The 16,695-nt window shown below is 49.3% G+C and carries 9 protein-coding genes and 1 pseudogene; 4 read left to right on the top strand and 6 right to left on the bottom strand.

The genetic code is table 11. The features are described from left to right. Positions 1 to 98: 98 nt before the first annotated feature. Together T491_RS0104515 and T491_RS0104510 are read right to left on the bottom strand one after the other, a co-directional pair. The gene (locus T491_RS0104515) at positions 99 to 2,012 is read right to left on the bottom strand and encodes a SpoIIE family protein phosphatase (protein WP_028902832.1); all 1,914 of its coding nucleotides are present in this window, start codon (positions 2,010 to 2,012) and stop codon (positions 99 to 101) included. Between the two features lie 16 nt (positions 2,013 to 2,028). After that, positions 2,029 to 2,988: an ABC transporter substrate-binding protein gene (locus T491_RS0104510; protein ID WP_155950033.1), complete on the bottom strand. Its 960-nt coding sequence runs from the start codon at positions 2,986 to 2,988 to the stop codon at positions 2,029 to 2,031. Positions 2,989 to 3,070: 82 nt separating this feature from the next. Here T491_RS0104510 and T491_RS0104505 point away from each other — a divergent pair, with 82 nt between their 5' ends. After that, entirely contained in the window at positions 3,071 to 4,528 is a 1,458-nt protein-coding gene (locus T491_RS0104505) for a glycoside hydrolase family 28 protein (RefSeq protein ID WP_231480179.1), read from the top strand. 91 nt (positions 4,529 to 4,619) lie between these two features. Here T491_RS0104505 and T491_RS0104500 read toward each other — a convergent pair whose 3' ends face one another. The 3 genes from T491_RS0104500 to T491_RS15665 are packed head-to-tail and all read right to left on the bottom strand — an operon-like array spanning position 4,620 to position 10,624. Then, positions 4,620 to 6,254 carry a RagB/SusD family nutrient uptake outer membrane protein gene (locus tag T491_RS0104500; protein ID WP_051522962.1) on the bottom strand — a complete coding sequence of 545 codons (1,635 nt, stop codon included), beginning with the start codon at positions 6,252 to 6,254 and terminating at the stop codon, positions 4,620 to 4,622. A gap of 19 nt (positions 6,255 to 6,273) precedes the next feature. Next, positions 6,274 to 9,288 (bottom strand): SusC/RagA family TonB-linked outer membrane protein, encoded by a 3,015-nt coding sequence (locus tag T491_RS0104495; protein WP_369699740.1) that lies wholly within the window; start codon positions 9,286 to 9,288, stop codon positions 6,274 to 6,276. A gap of 55 nt (positions 9,289 to 9,343) precedes the next feature. Continuing rightward, positions 9,344 to 10,624, bottom strand: coding sequence for a glycoside hydrolase family 28 protein (locus T491_RS15665; RefSeq protein ID WP_231480178.1), 1,281 nt, complete (start codon positions 10,622 to 10,624; stop codon positions 9,344 to 9,346). A 169-nt stretch (positions 10,625 to 10,793) separates the two neighbouring features. On the opposite strand from T491_RS15665, the gene T491_RS0104485 reads away from it, so the two are divergent. Genes T491_RS0104485 through T491_RS15660 form a run of 3 tightly spaced genes read left to right on the top strand, consistent with a single transcriptional unit; the run spans position 10,794 to position 16,121 of the window. Continuing rightward, a complete protein-coding gene (locus T491_RS0104485) occupies positions 10,794 to 11,678 on the top strand; it encodes a PfkB family carbohydrate kinase (protein WP_028902827.1) in 885 nt (294 codons plus the stop codon). A 16-nt stretch (positions 11,679 to 11,694) separates the two neighbouring features. Beyond that, on the top strand, positions 11,695 to 14,094 hold the full coding sequence (locus T491_RS0104480; protein ID WP_231480177.1) for a beta-L-arabinofuranosidase domain-containing protein: 2,400 nt from the start codon (positions 11,695 to 11,697) through the stop codon (positions 14,092 to 14,094). Positions 14,095 to 14,108: 14 nt separating this feature from the next. Continuing rightward, entirely contained in the window at positions 14,109 to 16,121 is a 2,013-nt protein-coding gene (locus T491_RS15660) for an alpha-L-arabinofuranosidase C-terminal domain-containing protein (protein ID WP_081773239.1), read from the top strand. A gap of 305 nt (positions 16,122 to 16,426) precedes the next feature. On the opposite strand, the pseudogene T491_RS15655 reads toward T491_RS15660, so the two are convergent. Further along, positions 16,427 to 16,695, bottom strand: a pseudogene (locus T491_RS15655) (hypothetical protein); the annotation flags it as partial.

Below are 16,695 nucleotides of genomic sequence, written 5' to 3'. Positions count from 1 at the left end.
GTCTTTCTGCTGCGTTCGTTTAATTTTCGATGTTGTTCAAAAAGCGCCGTTGGCTTTCCGATTCGTTCAAATCCTTTTCGATTTGTTCAAAACGGCCATTACAAGGTCTTGATCGACAAGCACAGTAGTGTCATGTCGTCATTAGGCTCTGCGCCAGCGCGATGATTGATTACAGCGTTCTTTAGTCTATTAATAATCTGCTCCGAGTCCATCTGATCGGTATCGGCCATCAGCGCCAACAGCTGGTCGTCGCCCAGTCGATCCTTTTGCATATTCTCAGCTTCGTTCAGTCCGTCGGTATAGAACAACAGCCGTTTGTCACGGATATCCTCAATGACCTCACCCTTAAAGGCTTTACACTCCCACAGTCCAAGAGGTTGGTTACAATCCTTAATCTCCATGAACTGTCCGTCAAGGATAGGCAGATTATGGCCGCAGTTACAGAACTCCATGCACCCTCTGCGCAAGTCGATCATTCCGATAAACATCGTCACAAACATACTCTGCTCGTTATCCTTCACCAGGAAAGAGTTCATCTGCGTAGCCACATCCCAAGGCGAATGGTTCTGCTGGGCAATGATACGGAACAAATCACGGGTGATGGCCATGAACATCGCGGCTGGGATACCCTTACCCGACACGTCGCCTACACAGAAGTAGAGTCGCTCATCCTGAATAAAATAGTCGTAGAGGTCGCCACCTACCACCTTGGCAGGCGTCATCGAAGCATAGAGGTCGATATCATGACGTTCAGGGAACGGTGGGAACACTCTGGGAATCATTCCCATCTGGATATCACTGGCCACCTTCAGCTCACTCTCGATAGACGCTTTCTGGGCTGTAGAGCGTTTTAACTCGTCGATATAGTTAACCAACGATTGCTGCATATTGCTGAACGAATGGTTCAGCTTACCTATCTCGTCGATACGCTTATCATCAGGCAGCGTCTGGTCGAACTGGCCCGAGGCTATCGTCTCAGCCTGTAACGCTAAGGTATGAAGGGGATTCAGCTCACGTTTGATGACACGACTGAACACAAAGCGCATCAGCAGCAGTCCCACCACCACGATGGCTATCACGATTCGGTACAATCGGTTGTAACTGCCAAAAATGTCACTTTCAGGGCAGACAATAGCCACACTCCAACCTGTAGAACCGAGTGGCTTGTAGAACACATAACAATCCTGTCCTTCAAACTTCAGCTGGCGCATGCCCTGCTCACCACGCTGCATGGCATGTCCAAGAGCGGTCAAGGCGGTGTCAGGATGTTCCAAAGTCGGGGTGTATATCGTCTCATGGAGCAGCTTCGTGGTATCAGGATGCACAAAGTAGGTACCTCCTTGACCAATCATGATACTGTAGGAATTGGGATAGGGTTTCACCTTCGATATCACCTCCGATATCCACTCCATCGAGATATCCACCGAGATAGTGCCTACATAGGTACCTTTCTCGTCTTTGAGCGGTTTACAGTACGAGGCGATAATCTCCTCTGCATAGATGTCCTCCGGATTATAATCCATAAAGGGCTCCACCCAACTGGGACCATCGAGCAGTTTCACCAACTGATACCAGTCCATATAGAAATACTGATACTGGTCGTTACCCTCCTGTGTGGTCTCAATCGTACCTTTATTATTATAGCTGTAAGCCGAGAAATAACGTCCTTTACTCTTAAAGAAATCAGGCTCAAAGGCGATTGAACAACCATTCAGGTCAGGGTTACACTTCAGGATACGCGCCGAATAGGTAAACATCGAGTCGGGCTTATCCAGATGACGCACTGGCAACCATTCAAAGTTCTCCGTAGCAATGATCACACGGTCGAGCAGACCATTCACACGGAGCACGGTATTATCCAGCGTCTCAGTAGCACGACTGATAGCCTCCTCACGGACGGCCTGACGCGATTCGAAGAACATATATCCTATCGCTGCCACAAAGATGATGGTAGCAATGAATACTATCAAGATGCTAAGCCTCTTGGTAAGCGACTGGCGGACATATGTCATCGGGTTAATCATACAGCTATCTCGCTATGAGTTGTTCGTAGGTAACTTCCTTTTTCAGCATCTCGTTCTCCAGCATCAGCTTGCTGGCCAACTTCACCATATCAGGACGCAGACGGAACTCGCGCTTCTTCGATTCGCGGTCAATCTGTAATCTCAGGATCTCCTTCAACATCAGTCGCTGCAGTACGCGGTTGGTGATGATATGATTCTCGCGACAATATTTCATCACGATATCCACCGTTTCCTCAGGATGAGCCGAAGCCCATTCCCATCCCCTGCGACTGGCCTGGGCAAACTTGCGGGCCTGCGCCTTATGCGTCTCATAATAGTCGCGACGCATGTAAACACCGTCCTCCTGAATATTATAGCCATGATCGCAGAAACGATATACGTTCTTTTCCGTAAACGTAAAGCCCATCTGCATCAGTTGATAATACTCATTATAGCTCATGGCCAGCGTACCGTCGATGGCACCCTTCACAAACAAGTCGAAATTGGTGGTAAAGCGGATCCACTGGTAGTTCAGATGCTCCTTACGACTCATACACACAGCCACCTGGCCAAAGCCGGCCTGCCAGATACCCACACGGGCTCCCTTCTGAGTCAGCGGATCCTTATCACGTCGCGATACAATGACGGTGGCGTTATTCATCGATGTCTGAAGGATGTTCACCAAGGGGATACCATTGTCGACAATCTCCATGGCCTGACAAAGCTGCATGGTGGTGGCATGACTCTCATTGTTGCGCAGACGGTCTATCACGGTCTGTGATAAAGACGGATGAACTATTTCCACATCAACCCCTGCCGCCTTGTAGAAACCCTTCTCCAAGGCTACATAATAGCCGGCAAACTGGGCATGCGCCGTCCATTGTGGCGTGAAGATAATCTTTTCGTTGTGAGTCTTCTGCGCCACGATAGGCATACAAGCTGCCAGAACTATCAATGCGACGAATAACCTAATCTTTATATTCACTTTGCAAATGTACAAAAAAATATCTGAAACGCCAACAAAATGATAAGAATAAATGTGAAAAACAACACAACATTCAACAAAAATGGCTATCTTTGCAACCATGAGAACATGTTTTGTCCATTTCGTCTGCGCTATGATGGCCATTCTGCCAGGCTCGACTCTGGCCAAGGTCACCCTGACTTCCAAGGATCTGCATCTGGATGCCAGCGGACAAGCGCTCTGTACCCCCCAGTTGCAACAAGGCATCGACCGCATCGCCAAGAAAGGCGGCGGCACATTGGTGCTTAAGGCAGGACGCTATCTCACAGGCGGACTGATGCTCCGCTCGGGTGTTACCCTCGAGTTCGAGGAAGGCGCCACTCTGTTAGGCAGCACCAATCCCTACGACTACCAGCCGATGCAGATAGCACAGACCGATGACCAGCGGGGCGACAACGCCGCCATGGCGCTGCTGATGGCCAATGAGGCCGAACATATAGCCATCACAGGTAAGGGACTGATTGACGGACAGGGGCTGCAGGTAGCGCTGAACATCGACAGTCTGCATCATACAGGCGAACGCATCGACCCCCACTACAACCTGCGCCGCCAGCGCCCCAGCGAGCTGGCACGCCCCAAGCTGTTCTTCATCTACCGCAGCAAGGACATCACGGTGAAGGGTTTGACACTGAAGAGCAGTGCCAACTGGGGGCTCTCATTCCACCTCTGCCAACAGATCACACTGAAAGACCTCAACATCGAGAATCGCGCCTATTGGAATAATGACGGTATCGACCTGACCGATTGCCAACATGTGAAGGTGACCGACTGCAATATCAACTCTGCCGACGATGGCGTATGCCTGAAGTCCTATCACGTCGATAGCGAGTGCTACGACATCGAGATAGCCCACTTAAACATCTGCAGTAGCGCCTCGGCTGTAAAGTTCGGCACCGCCTCGTGGGGCGGCTTCCGCAAGGTCTATGTGCATGATATCAAAGTACGCGACACCTTCCGCTCGGCCATCGCCATCGAGAGCGTAGATGGCGCACAGATAGATAGCATTCTCGTAGAACGCATCAATGCCACAAATACCGGCAATCCTATTTTTGTGCGATTAGGACAGCGGGCAGGCCAGCGCAAGGGTACAATCAGGAATATCACCATCCGCGACCTTTATTGCGAAGTGCCTTTTGGTCGTCCTGATGAAGCCTACGACCTGCGTGGTCCTGAGGTCGATTTCTTCCACAACCCCTTCCCCAGCAGTATCTGCGGCATTCCCGGCAATCGCATCGAGCATATCACACTCGAGGACATCAACATCCACTACCCAGGTCGCGCCACCAAAGGCATGGCCTACGTGCCTCTCTGGCGTAAGCACGATGTACCCGAGCAGATTCAGAAATACCCTGAGTTCACCATGTTTGGCGAACTTCCTGCTTGGGGACTTTACCTCCGTCACATCGATGGCATCACCCTCAAAAACATCCACCTCACCCTCGCCGCTCCCGACTTCCGCCCCATGATAGTCGATGAGGATGTTAAAAACATGATTTACTGATATATGATCAATACATATAAATAATCGGGCGGGGATGTGATTCATCTCCGCCCGAAGTTTAGGGAATATTACTAATCAGTATGTATTCAGATTAATAACCTGCGTTCTGCTTCCAGTTGGTGTTAGCATTAAGTACATCAACACTCAGAGGAAGAATTCGGTTTGTCAAAGCCTTGTTATTGGGGTTAAGATACTTGAATCCCCAATCACGCTCAAAGTCACCAAAGCGAATCAAGTCATTACGACGCCAGTGCTCATCGAGGAACTCACGGCCACGCTCGTCAAGAATATCCTGAAGAGTTGGATTATTCTCAATCAGAGGAGCATTTACATAAGAACGAATCTGGTTAAATAGGCTCATTGGTGTATCGCCATTAGTAGCTGTTGCACCACGGGTAATTGCCTCACACTTCATCAGAATTACATCTGCATAGCGCAAAATGGGCACGTCGTTACTCATATTACGACTATGAGCATTAACCTCTGGCACATAAGGCATAAACTTAATTGACTTATAACCTTGACACCAACCATTCTGATCAGCACCTGTATTTAAGTCTCCATCTTCCGTCTTAAGAGTAATCGACTTAGTAAAGGTTACTTCTTTCCCCTTGTATGTATTACGAACACTTGTTTTCTCACCTGTTGTCACATCGTACTGATATATATCAGTTGCATCCTTAGTTGCATCACCAGCAATACAATCATTACGGCGATCACCAGGGAGCGTGAACAATTCAACATATTCAGGAGTCAGCGCATAGTTTCCAGCAACAGAACCAGAAAGTTCTACAGAATAGAAACCATTATTATTCTGTCCTCTACGCCATGTACGGAAACGAGAATAAGTAAGTCCCTGCTGTGTAATAGCATCGTATGGCATTACATAAATGAAGTCTTTAATATGTGGACCATTGTTATACAAGAACTTCTTCTTGAAATCATCGCTCAAATTAAATAAGCCACTATTGATGATGTCATCACACATAGCCACACAGTCGTTCAACTTCTCATTTGCTGCTGTTGAAGACCAACTTGTACTTGTAACATCCTTTGTATATACATTCCAGTTGATATACAACTTTGCAAGCAATGCTTCAACCATCCATTTTGTTGGTTTTCCGTATGTTGAGGCATCAACATTGGTTGGGCACTTATCGCGAACAGCCAATAATTCAGACTCTATCCATTTGGCAACATCTGCACGAGGCGAGCGGTCAAGGACCTCATCATCGGCCAAAATATGATCAATAATCGGGGCATCTCCCCAGTTATCCATCAAAAGGAATGTATAAAAAGCACGTGCAGCACGAACAGGTGCTAAAATTTCGGCATCAGCACCACCAAGTTCCTCAAACGCAGGGTCACTCATCACGTTATTACAGCTTGTAATACCTGCCTGAATATCATTAAAGACATTCAGCATAGCAGCACACGCAGAGGGATCTACACTATGAAGAGAGAAATTTGCACAGTCACGATTATTCAGATAGTCACCATCAAAACTTATGGCAGTATACTCATCACTATTAAAAGAGATTGCTTCATCATAACGACGTCCCAATATGCCACGAATAGCAAACATTGCATCGTTTGTTTTTGCCTCTACAGCAATCTCGTTATCCGGGAACTCTGTTAATCTAGATTTTACATCTACATCCAGATTTGTACAGCCAGCAGTCAAAAGTACCAGCATCGCCCCTGAAAAAATATGTAGTTTCTTCATATTATCTAAGAAATTAAAATTAGAAATTAATGTTAGCACCAAACATAAATGTACGTGTGCGAGGATAACGGGTATTACGCCAATCCATACCTGGAGTCAAACCACCAAGATATACCTCTGGGTCAATACCCTTATAACCTGTGATGGTAAATACGTTGTTACAGGTAGCATAGAGGCGTACGCTCTTTGCCCATCCAGCCAATTCCTTGAAAGTATACCCAATAGACAAACTTGACAGACGGAAGTAATCACCCTTCTCAAGATAGCGATCTGATGGAGCTTGTGAACGTGTATCAGTAGCCTTCTGTATAGTAGCAACTTCTGAGAGCACATTCTTACCAGTATTAATTAATGTTACATTGTTGTAATAGTTACGTGTAGCATTGTAAATCTTGTGTCCGAACATACCCTGGAAGAATGCAGTCAGCGACCAGTTCTTATAGGTAACAGTATTGTTCCAACCTAAGGTGAGCTTTGGCTGCGCACTACCATGCTTACGACGATCGGTATTATTAGGAGCATCTGTTGTTCCAATCAGATTTCCATCCTCATCATAGTCATTGAAAATTGACTTGCCTTCATCATCGTAACCAGCCCACTCCCACAGATAGAACTGACCAATTGGGCTACCTTCCATAATTCGCTGTACCTCAGCACCTCCAGAATAACCACCCACATCAGGATTAGCCTCATCAATGTAGTCAACAGAATAGGTCTCGTTAGACAATTTCTCTACTCTATTTTTGTTGTGAGAAAGGTTCAAAGAGGTTGTCCAGTTCCATTTCTTTGTCTGAACAGGAACAGCATTTAATGTCAACTCAATACCCTTGTTGCTGATGTCACCTACGTTAGCATCAATCCAACCATAAGGATAACGGTTTGTAGATACTGCGTAAGCGTGAATCAGATCCTTTGTACGCTTGTCATAGTATTCAATGGTACCAGTCAGGCGGTTATTGAAGAAACCAAAGTCAATGCCAATATTGAACATTCCTGTGCGCTCCCACTTCAAGTCAGGATTTGCATTGTGGTCAGCTGCCAATGTACGGTAATTAATAGAGGCACCCGTCTGGTCGATATGCTCGAACCAACCTGTTGCGCCATAAGTCTGGAGGGCAGTATAAGCATCGAAACCCAGAGAGTTTCCGCTGACACCATAACCAATACGGAACTTCAGATCATCAAAAATAGTCTGATTTTTCATGAAGCCTTCCTCAATTACACGCCATGCAGCGCTGACTGATGGGAATGTACCCCAACGGTTACTCTTACCGAAGGCTGAAGAACCGTCACGACGGATAGTTGCCTGCAAGAGATATTTGCTATTGAAGCTATAATTGGCACGTCCATAGAATGAAATCATACGAAGGGTAGACATTGGTGAGCTGATAATGCCATCAATATCCATCTGGTTAGCCATTCCCAAGTTATAATACTTCAGGTTATCATTGTAGAAATTATAAGCGGTCAAACCAAATCGGTCGCCATTATCATTCTGTTCCCAAGAATAACCAGCCATTAATGCTACATTATGAGCACCAAATTCCTTTGACCAGTTAATATAGGTTTCCAACTGTTTCTTAACATCCTCAGATGTAGTACGTGTAGCCTCACCATTTCGAGAAGAGAAACCTGCTAACTGAGATTGACTTGAGTGATAAGTATTATTGATATACTGTCTGTTCTGATATGACATTGTCAGATTCCAATCCAGACCTGGAATAATATGCAAAGCAGCTTGTCCAACACCCTGAATCATCTTATTCTTTCCAGAGAACTGGTCTTCGTTAATCATTGCAACAGGGTTAAAGTTTTGAGAAATAGTAGTATTACTATACCAAGTACCATCTGCATTCTTCACAGGAACCAGTGGAGAATAAGTATACATCTGCTCGATAACACTCTGTCCAGCATGAGTACCGTCATAACCAGTAGCAACTGTATTGAACTCGCCAACGCTTGCGTTGACACTGATAGAAACATCCAGATGATCCTTTAAGAACTTGGTCTGTAAGAATGAACGTACATTCAAGCGGTTCATATCAGTACCACGAACAACACCCTGACGATTCATATAGTTGATTGATGCGCTATATGATGTCTTCTCAAAACCGCCATTGATACTAACGTTATGGTTATGAGAGAAACCTGTACGCAAAACCTCATCCTGCCAGTTTGTATCAGCAGGATTTGCTGGATCATAATAGTTAACCAAATTAGTATTTCCTACAGATTTTGCATAATTCAGCATTTCGCTTGCAGACATCATGTCCAAAGTCTTAAGCGTATTGTCGATAGCAACATAGCCAGAGTAACTAACGTTGGTCTTACCAGCCTTATTACCCTTCTTAGTTGTTACGATAATAACACCATTAGCGGCTTTTGAACCATAGATGGCTGTAGCAGAAGCATCGCGGAGCACATCGATACTCTCGATATCCTCAGGAGCAACCAGCGAAAGGTCTACACCGGGAACACCATCGATAACATAGTAAGGCTCCATGGCCTCACCAGAGCGCAGTGAAGAAGCACCACGGAGTGAAATACTTGAAGAACCATTAGGATCGCTTGAGTTGGTGATTACCAATCCAGGAACTTTACCCTGCAGCAACTCTGCTGGCGAGGTAAATACACCTTGGTTCAGATCCTCGGCCTTAACGGTTGTGATAGATGAGGTAACGTCCTTACGGCGCATGGTACCATAACCAACTACTACAACTTCGTTCAGCACTTTGTTGTCCTCCTGAAGTGTAACCTTCATGCCGTTGGCAGCGGCAAGAGTCTGTGTAAGATAACCTACATACGAGAATGTAAGTTTAGCACCTTGTTTTACGGTCAGTGTAAATTGACCTTCGAAATCGGTAACAACACCATTGTTGGTTCCAGCCTCCAGAACGCTTACACCAATCAGAGGCTCACCAGTTGCGTCCAGTACAGTTCCCGACACCTTGTTCTGTGCCAGCATCACTGTACTGCACAACAGAAAGAACACAAAAAACATGGTCTTCTGCATTCCTTGTTTGAGATTTAGGATCTTTTGCATAATTTAAAATTAAAAGTTAGTAAAAAAATATTTATTCTTAGTATGATTACATATAAACAGTGGCATGTTCGGTTAGCAGGGGCACCTTCATGCGCCTCATGGCCTTGAGACTGGCCTCAACAAAGCCCTCGCCCTTACACGGACGCTTATCCATGTAGCGCTGCCCCTCACCAAACAGTCGCACGCGTACATTATTAAAATAGATGTCCTTCACCTTGCCGGGCTCGTCACCGCCTACAAAACAGCCGTTCTCGCTGGTAGCAGTGATATTGTTGAAGTAGATGCGGCTCACCTCGCCACACTTACCTTCAATCTGCCCCTTGGGGAATCGCCAGTTGGCATCCTTGTGATTACCATTGGCACGTGGATAGCTGGTCACATAGATAGGCTCTGCCTTACCCCACCACACATCGCTCCAGAGCTTACAGTCGAGCTGGATATTCGAGAAGACCACATCGGTCACCGTGCCCTCATCGCGGTTCTGGATACCCAGACCACGGTTGGAACCCGTGATGATGCAGTTATCGAACACTACATTGTAGATAGAGTCCATATTCTCGCTACCAATCTTGATGGCACACGAACGACTCGACATCACGCAGTTGGTCACAGTGATATCATGGCACGAGCCATACTGTTCGAACTCCCTGCGGTTCTTCAGACAGATGCAGTCATCGCCACTGGTGATATGACAGTTGGCGATACGCACATGCTTAGAGTGGTCGATATCGATGCCATCGCCATTACGGATCTTCAGGTTATTCAGCAGATTGATACCCTCAATCACTGCTTCGTCGCAACCAATCAGGTGAACGGTCCAATAGGCTCCCTCCTTGATGGTGACATCACGGATGGTGAGCTGCTTCACATCGGTCAGCGTGAGCACATGCGGACGGGGATCGAAAGTCTGATCCTTCAGGGGCTTCAGATCATAGCTGTCGCTCAGCTCTGCCCCCATAAAGGCAATGCCGTTGCCATGAATGGTACCCTTACCACAGATGCTGATGTTCTCAGCATGCGCTGCCCAGAGCCACAGCATACCCTCGCCCCGGTTTTCACCAAAGGCGCTCAGGTGATAGATAGCCTCGTCAGGATGGGCCTTGAGCGTGGCGGTAGCCTCCAGGTATAGCTCCACATGACTCTTGAGTTGGATAGGACCAGCCAGGAAGGTGTGACAGCGTGGCAACAGCACACGACCGCCCCCCTCATCCGAGCACTGATCGATAGCTCGCTGAATGGCAGCGGCATCATCGGTCACGCCATCGCCAACGGCACCAAAACTCATCACATCATATATCGTCTGCGACCATGCCGGAAAGACCGTCATGCTAAGCATAAAAACCCAGAAAAGTGTACGTTTTACCATTAATTGCAATTAGTAGTACCAAATTATTGATGCAAAGATAGCATATTTTCCGAATAAAACAAAACTTTTAGAAAAAAAAAGTTATCTTTGCAAGCGAAAAAAAGTTATTATTTTAAAAAAGGCGATTTTAATGACAGACATTTGTTGTATCGGGCACATCACTCGCGATAGGATTATCACGCAGGTTCCGCCCATGACCACACACTGTGCAGGCGGCTCAGCCTACTATATGGCGTGGGCCATTGCATCGCTGCCAAGCGACATCCTCTTCCACATGATCACCTCGGTGAGTCAGGAAGTGATGCCCGAAGTTGAGAAACTGCGTCAGGCAGGTATCGAGGTTACGGCTTTCGAGAGCGACACCAACGTATTCTTCGAGAATAAATATGGCGCCAACATGGACAACCGCACCCAGCGGGTGCTGGCCAAGTCGGCCCCATTCACACTCAACCAGTTGAAGGATGTGGAGGCGCGTGTATATCACTTAGGCACCCTGTTGGCCGACGATTTCGCACCAGAGATTGTGGAGTATTTAGCCAGCAAAGGCGATGTGAGCATCGATGTGCAGGGCTACCTGAGAGAGGTGGTTGGCGAAGAAGTGAAGGCCTGCGAATGGGCCGACAAGCTGCGTCTGCTGAAACACACAGCCATCCTGAAGGTGAACGAATGGGAATGCCAGACGCTGACAGGCATGACCGATCCCTACGAAGCTGCCCAGCAGATACACGACTGGGGCGTGCGCGAGGTGATTGTGACCTTAGGTGGTGGCGGTTCGATGATCTTAGCCGAGGACCGCTTCTACGAGACGCCAGCCTATGCCCCCACCAAGCTCGTTGATGCCACAGGTTGCGGCGACACCTACAGCGCAGGCTATCTCTATGCCAGAGCACGAGGCATGGGCTATGCCGAGAGCGGCCAGTTTGCGGCTGCCATGTGTACACTGAAACTGGAACACACCGGACCTTTTACCCATCAGATAGAAGATGTGTATCACGTCATCAGAAAGAATCAATAACAACTTATAAACAAACATGATGTACCTATTCAAGACTCATTCGCATGGACTGCTGCTCGCCTCGCTGCTTTTTGTCGCAGCTGGTAGCGTTCATGCGCAGGATCGGTTGTATGCCGATGAATTCCCATTGGGAGATGTAACCCTACTTGACGGACCGTTGAAGCACGCGCGTGACTTGAACATCAACGTACTGTTGAAGTACGACAACGACCGTTTGTTAGCACCTTATCTGAAAGAGGCCGGCCTAACGCCAAAGGCCAAGTCGTACCCCAACTGGGACGGACTCGACGGACATGTGGGCGGACATTATCTGACCGCGATGGCCATCAACGCCGCTACAGGCAATGAAGCATGCCGCCAGCGCATGGAATACTGGATTAGCGAACTGCAGCGCTGTGCCGATGCCAACGCCAAGAACCACCCCGCCTGGGGCCGTGGCTATGTGGGCGGCGTGCCTGGCAGCGACCGTGTGTGGGGTAACTTCAAGAAGGGCGACTTCGGCGCTTATCACAGTGCGTGGGTGCCATTCTATAATATACACAAGATGTATGCCGGTCTGCGCGATGCGTGGGTTTACTGCGGCAACGAGCAGGCCAAACAGCTCTTCTTAGGCTTCTGCGACTGGGCCATCGACCTGACAGCCGACTTGACCGATGCCCAGATGGAACGCGCTCTCGACACCGAGCATGGCGGCATGAACGAGGTACTGGCCGATGCCTATGCGATCACAGGCGATAAGAAATACCTCGATGTAGCCAAGCGATTCTCACACCGCCGACTGCTCAACCCGCTGATGGCGCGCCGCGACTGCTTAGACAATATGCACGCCAACACCCAGGTTCCCAAGGTTATCGGCTTTGAACGCATAGCCGAACTGGCTGGCGACGAGGCCTACCATACCGCAGGCGCCTATTTCTGGGATATCGTGACGGGCGAGCGCTCGCTGGCCTTTGGCGGTAACAGTCGCCGTGAGCACTTCCCCAGCAAGGAGGCCTGTAAGGACTTCGTTGAGGATATCGACGGGCCAGAGAGCTGCAACACCAATAACATGCTGAAACTGACAGAGGACCTGCATCGCCGCAACCCGGAGGCCCGCTTTGCCGACTTCTACGAACTGGCGATGTTCAACCACATCCTCTCTACCCAGCATCCAGAGCACGGCGGCTATGTGTACTTCACCTCAGCCCGTCCGCGCCACTACCGCAACTACTCCGCCCCCAACGAGGCCATGTGGTGCTGTGTGGGCACTGGTATGGAGAACCACGGCAAGTACGGTCAGTTCGTATGTACCCACAAAGGCGACGCTCTGTTCGTCAACCTCTTCGTGGCTTCTGAACTGAACTGGAAGCAGAAAGGTATCCAGCTGCGTCAGGAGACCAACTTCCCTTATAGCGAGAACAGCAAGATCACCATCACTCAGGGTAAGGGACGTTTTGCCCTGCAGGTGCGCTATCCAGGCTGGGTGAAGCCCGGTGAGTTCAGCGTCAAGGTGAACGGCAAGCCCGTCAGCATCATCACTGGTCCTTCCAGCTATGTGGCTATCGACCGCCAATGGAAGAAGGGCGACGTCATCGATATCCAGTTCCCCATGCACAACAGCGTGAAGTATATGCCTAACCTCTCGCAGTATATCGCCCTGATGCACGGCCCGATTATGCTGGCCATGAAGACAGGCACAGAGGATCTGGCCATGCTGATAGCCGACGACAGTCGTTTCGGTCAGCTGGCAGTGGGCAAGAAACTGCCTATCGACCAGGCCCCCATCCTGATCAACAACGATATCGAGGGCATTGCCAACCAGCTGCAACCCATTGCTGGCAAACCCTTGCACTTCACCCTGCAGACCAAGATGGTCAACGAGATACACAACGAGCTGATGCCCTTCTTCGAACTGCACGACTCACGCTACATGATGTACTGGCTGGCGCTGAGCGAGGATAGCTACAAGGGCTATCTGGCCAACCTGGCCAAGCAGGAACAGGAGCGCCAAGCACTCGAGGCGCGCACCACCGACAAGGTGCAGCCAGGCGAGCAGCAGCCCGAGTCAGACCACTTCATGGAGACCGACCAGTCGTTTGTGGGCAATACCAACGATGTGTTCTTCCGCGATGCCAACGACGGCCATTACTTCAGCTACCTGATGCAGACAGGCGGCCAGACCGACCTGAGCCTGCGACTGAAATACTGGGGTGTAGGCGAGTGGAAGAGCCACGAGTTTGATATCCTGGTTGACGATGTACTGGTGACATCGGTAAACAACACAGGTAAGTACCGCATCTCCGAATTCAAGTACGAGGAGTATCCCATTCCAGCCCAGCTGCTGAAGGGTAAGAAACAGGTCCGCATCAAGTTTGTGGCCAAACCCAAGAAACAGATAGGCGAGATATACGAAGTAAGACTCATCAATAACAAATAACAATAACATCAACTATGTACAAACGAACTATTCTCAGCGCTGCCCTCCTGGCAGCCACCATGGGTCTCAACGCCCAGAAACCAATGAAAGCCCCTGTTGGCGGCAAGGCCATCAGCGACGAGCTCATTGGCATCTTCTTCGAAGACATCAGCAGCTCGGCTGATGGTGGACTCTATGCCGAACTGATACAGAACGGATCGTTCGAGTTCAACCCCACCGAGCGCGATGGCTGGGGCCCCGGCACCGCCTGGCGCCAGATCCGTCCAGGCCACTCTCTGGGCTATCTCGAGCCTCGCATGGATAACGGCATCCATCCTAACAACCCCACTTATATGCGTCTGCATATCGAGCGTGCCAAGCAGTATTACGACTACAACGGCTGGACCGGCTATGGCATCCAGAACGATGGCTTCAGCGGTATCTCTGTCAGAGATGGCAAGAAATACACGTTCTCGGCCTTCTTCCGCAATGTTGACGGCGGCGCCAAGCAGATCCGCATTGCCCTTGTAGAGCCACAGGGCTGGGGCAAGGACCCCAAACTGCTGTCGGAGGCAACCATCAAGGTCGATAGCAAGTCATGGCAGAAATACGAGGCCGAGCTGACTACCAACGAGTACTGTCAGAAGGCAGCCCTCCAGATACTGGTGCTGAACACGGGAACCCTGGATGTCGATATGGTATCGCTGATGCCTCAGGACACCTATAAGGGACATGGTATGCGTACCGACCTGGCCGAGGCGCTGGCTGAGCTGCAGCCTAAGTTCATGCGCTTCCCTGGCGGATGCGTGGTTCATGGCGGTGGCGACGGTTTCTGGAATACCTACCGCTGGAAGACCACCATCGGTCCCAAGGAGCAGCGCAAACAGCTGAAGAACACCTGGGGCTACCACCAGAGCATGGGACTGGGTTACTACGAGTACTTCCAGTTCTGCGAAGACCTGAATATGGAGCCACTGCCCATCCTGCCTTGCGGTGTGAGCTGTCAGGGTACCAACGGTGGTTGGGGCATGAAGAATCAGGCACAGGACGTTGTTCCTATGAGTGAGATGGACGAATGGGTGGCCGAGGCCATCGACCTGATTGAGTGGGCCAACGGCGATCCTGCCACCAACAAATGGGCCAAGATGCGTGCCGATGCCGGTCATCCCAAACCCTTCAACCTGAAGTACCTCGGTCTGGGTAACGAGGAGCGTATCTCGCCCGAGTTTGCCGAGCGCTTCAAGTATATCTACGAGCGTGTCACCAAGGCACATCCTGAGATTGTGATTGTAGGCACAGCCGGTCCTGGCTCACATCCAGGTAACCCCGACTTGGAGAACGGCTGGAAGCTGGCCGAAGAGTTAGGCATGCCTATCATCGACGAGCACTACTACGAGCCACACGATTACTTCCTGAAGAGCCGCCAGTACGACAAGTACCCACGCGACCGCAAGACCAAGGTTTATCTGGGCGAGTATGCCGCTAAGGACAAGAAGCTCATCGACGCCCTGGCCGAGGGTCTGTACCTGCTCCATGTAGAGCGCAACGGCGACGTGGTAGCTATGACCTCGTACGCCCCCCTCTTCGCCAAGAAGGATGCCACCAACTGGAATCCCGACCTCATCTACTTCGACAACCAGCGCACCTATCTTACTTGCAGCTACTATGTTCAGCAGATGTTCGGACAGAGCTCTGGTCAGTACTACTATGGCGACTGCGTGAAGTTCGAGGGCGACGCTGCTGATGTCATCCAGCCTATGGAGGATGTACGCTACGGCCAGTCGGTAGTTCTCAACGTAAAGAAGCGTCAGGTATATGTGAAGCTCTGCAACGCTACAGCCGAGCCTAAGACGGCTAACATCGACCTGAGCCGTTTCAAGGGTATCAAGAAGGTTGCCCTGCAGACCGTCCTTGCCGGTCAGGCCAACGATGAGAACAACTACGAGAGCCAACCCATCTTCCCTCGTAGCACCCCCGTCAAGGCTCAGAAGAAGTTCTCACTCCAGCTGAAGCCCTACTCTATGGTCATGTTGCAGTACCAGCTGTAACACCGGCTAAACACGAATTAACTCGATCGATGAATTGAACGCACTCATTTCATCAATCGAGTTAATTCAGTTAAAAATGGGTAGTTTTTTATGGATGACTACATCTAGGGGGGAAGATGGGGAAGATGTTTTCTATAAAATATTAAAATTAAATACCTAAATCACTTGCATTGACGATTGAGAGATTTAGGTATTTTTTTCGCATATTCCTATATATATATCTTCCCCATCTTCCCCCTATGGTATAACACTAACGGTCCTTTAGTATTATACTAACGCCCCTTTAGTATTATACTAACTATCCTTTAGCCCCTGTATTTGAAGCTGCTGCCACCTACGAACTCACGCATGATGCTGGTGGGGGGAATCTCCTTGTCGCTGATGGGAATGAAATAGCGCAGGAATTTCAACAGGCGATGGGCCTCGGCGTACTCGTCGCAGTTCATCGTCTTTACGTTCTCGCCATCGATAGGCTGACGGAAGCAGGCCACAAACATCTCTGCCAGGTCCTTCTTATCCAAAAACTCCTGGTTCAGCTGCTCAGAAGTGATACCAGGTATGTGGAGAGGGAAAC

The sequence above is a fragment of the Prevotella sp. P6B4 genome (assembly GCF_000619985.1).
GTDB lineage: Bacteria > Bacteroidota > Bacteroidia > Bacteroidales > Bacteroidaceae > Prevotella.
This window is presented reverse-complemented; position numbering and strand designations above follow the sequence as displayed.

What these genes read in the sequence shown, in the direction of transcription:
- T491_RS0104515 (WP_028902832.1), bottom strand. Translation starts at nt 2,012, where the DNA reads ATGACATATGTCCGCCAGTCGCTTACCAAGAGGCTTAGCATCTTGATA.
- T491_RS0104505 (WP_231480179.1), top strand. Translation starts at nt 3,071, where the DNA reads ATGGCTATCTTTGCAACCATGAGAACATGTTTTGTCCATTTCGTCTGC.
- T491_RS0104500 (WP_051522962.1), bottom strand. Translation starts at nt 6,254, where the DNA reads ATGAAGAAACTACATATTTTTTCAGGGGCGATGCTGGTACTTTTGACT.
- T491_RS15665 (WP_231480178.1), bottom strand. Translation starts at nt 10,624, where the DNA reads ATGACGGTCTTTCCGGCATGGTCGCAGACGATATATGATGTGATGAGT.
- T491_RS0104485 (WP_028902827.1), top strand. Translation starts at nt 10,794, where the DNA reads ATGACAGACATTTGTTGTATCGGGCACATCACTCGCGATAGGATTATC.
- T491_RS0104480 (WP_231480177.1), top strand. Translation starts at nt 11,695, where the DNA reads ATGATGTACCTATTCAAGACTCATTCGCATGGACTGCTGCTCGCCTCG.
- T491_RS15660 (WP_081773239.1), top strand. Translation starts at nt 14,109, where the DNA reads ATGTACAAACGAACTATTCTCAGCGCTGCCCTCCTGGCAGCCACCATG.